Origin of the sequence: Endozoicomonas acroporae, from assembly GCF_002864045.1 — a bacterium.
Classification (GTDB): domain Bacteria; phylum Pseudomonadota; class Gammaproteobacteria; order Pseudomonadales; family Endozoicomonadaceae; genus Endozoicomonas; species Endozoicomonas acroporae.
In genome coordinates this window covers 1-2,119 of the sequence record NZ_PJPV01000229.1, presented here as the reverse complement: position 1 = coordinate 2,119, position 2,119 = coordinate 1, and the positions used below count along the sequence as shown (strand labels likewise).

Sequence of the window (2,119 nt, the reverse complement as noted above, 5' to 3'; positions counted from 1 at the left end):
GTCTACCCTACCAGGGTAGGCATGCCACAGGGTGGGCCTTTATCACCCTTACTGTCTAATGTGGTCCTCGACGAACTCGACAAGGAGCTTGAATATCGGGGTCATTGCTTTGCAAGGCTCTTTAGTAAGAGAGTGTGATGACTTCGTTATTCTCGTCAAAAGTCAGCGTGCAGGGGATCGGGTGATGCACAGCATTACCCAATTCATTGAACGCAAATTGAAACTGAAGATTAACTCCCGGAAAAGCTCTTTATGATGAGAAGGTTGTGAAAGCAACAGAAAGCGAATTCCTGAGTTTCACCTTCACAGGGAAGAAAGTTCGCTGGGCCCAGAAGTGTCTGGACCGATTCAAATACCGGATACTCAAGTTGACCAGTCGTCGCTGGGGTGTCTCAATGCAACATCGGTTACGCAAACTGGCGCAATATATCCGGGGTTGGATGGGGTATTTCCGGTTATCGGAATATTACCGACCAATTCCCCTGCTGGATCAATGGATACGTCGGCGAATCCGTTGCTGCTTTCTGAAGCAATGGCGCAAGCCGAAAACCCGTTTTAAGAATTTGGTCAGGTTAGGCGTTGATAAAGTGAACGCCGCCAAGATCGCAGCCAGCAGCAAAGGGTATTACCGTCTGAGTAAAACTTATGCGGTACAACAGGCACTGAATAACAGTTACCTCGCGAAAATTGGGCTTGTTTCATTGAAAGACTTATGGATCAGGTTTCACCATCATCGTTGAACCGCCCGGTGCGGACCCGCATGCCGGGTGCTGTGGGGAGGGCCGGAGAAAGACCAGCCCTTACCCGATGTACGCCCGGCATGGGCATGAACTAATGGGGTGAAAGTCCCCTGTGGGAGAACCTACATCTGACTGGCGGTAAAGACGCCTGCTGATGACAACCACTAGCTTAAGGCAAGTGCAGTCCCGTGAGGGGCTGTGCGGAGGCAGTCTGAGTGCAAAGGTGCGAGCCGACGTACAGAAATCGCATATAAGGCTGAGTCTCTGGGCGAGTGAGCCAAGGATCACAAAGCCCTATGGTTCGTGAGACACGGTAAATGCGGCGGTTGTGCACTGAAAGTCCATGTCCTTATCCGGGGAGATCTGTTCAACATGCGATTGGTAACTCCCAGTTCTCAGCCACTGGTTACAACAGGCTCGGCGAGCAGTGACTCATCATCCTGTTCGAGCAAACCCGATGGCAACCAATAGCGCCAGCAGAGGCAACTCCGCATGGTGATTGGGCAGAAGTCAGCAGAGGCCATAGTAGCTGTACGACAGAAGTCATTAACGGACGGGAAGTCGTCAGCGAAGGGCCAAACATCGATGACAAAGAGGAGACTGATTCCCTCAAGGCGATGCAGCCGTCCGGCGACTCACCGTACTTGGCGACAGAATCTTTAACCAGCTTTGAACCATGATCTACTAAATTGCGTACTTGAACCGGCTAATCTGGCAAGTGCATGGAAACAGGTCAAAAGCAACAAGGGTGCTCCGGGTATCGATGGAGTCACCATTGAAGCTTATCCAGACTTTGCCAAACAGCATTGGTCTTCAGTGCGTCAAGCCTTATTGGACGGAACCTACCAGCCATCACCCGTGCGTCGGCATGTTATAGAAAAGCCGGACGGTGGTGAGCGTTTGCTGGGAATCCCTACCGTGATGGATAGGGTCATACAGCAGGCCATTGTGCAGGTGCTGACCCCTGTCTTTGATCCGGGTTTCTCTCCAAACAGCTTCGGCTACCGACCGGGACGGTCAGCACACGACGGAGTCCGTCAGGTTAAGCAGTTGATCAACAGGGGTCTGCATTACGCCGTTGACGTTGATCTGAGTAAATTCTTTGGCTGGTTTTTGCTCCTGCAAAACCAGACTTCCCACCTTCCATGGCGGTCATACGGTCAATCACGACGTTTTGATGTCGAGGGTCTCCCGTAAGATCCTCGACAAACGCCTTCTGAAACTGATTGGTCGCTATCTGCGCTCCGGTGTCATGATTGAGGGCAATGTCTACCCTACCAGGGTAGGCATGCCACAGGGTGGGCCTTTATCACCCTTACTGTCTAATGTGGTCCTCGACGAACTCGACAAGGAGCTTGAATATCGGGGTCATTGCTTTG

Annotated in this window: 2 protein-coding genes and 1 pseudogene; all 3 read left to right on the top strand. The window is 51.8% G+C overall.

Features of this window, described 5'->3' with window-relative positions; genetic code table 11:
- Positions 1 to 266: 266 nt before the first annotated feature.
- A complete protein-coding gene (locus CX664_RS24550; RefSeq protein ID WP_101749239.1) occupies positions 267 to 740 on the top strand; it encodes a group II intron maturase-specific domain-containing protein in 474 nt (157 codons plus the stop codon).
- A 669-nt stretch (positions 741 to 1,409) separates the two neighbouring features.
- Positions 1,410 to 1,937, top strand: coding sequence for a reverse transcriptase domain-containing protein (locus CX664_RS27930; RefSeq protein ID WP_219622296.1), 528 nt, complete (start codon positions 1,410 to 1,412; stop codon positions 1,935 to 1,937).
- Positions 1,918 to 2,119: pseudogene (locus CX664_RS27925) on the top strand (reverse transcriptase domain-containing protein); the annotation flags it as partial. The gene CX664_RS27930 and the pseudogene CX664_RS27925, both read left to right, overlap by 20 nt.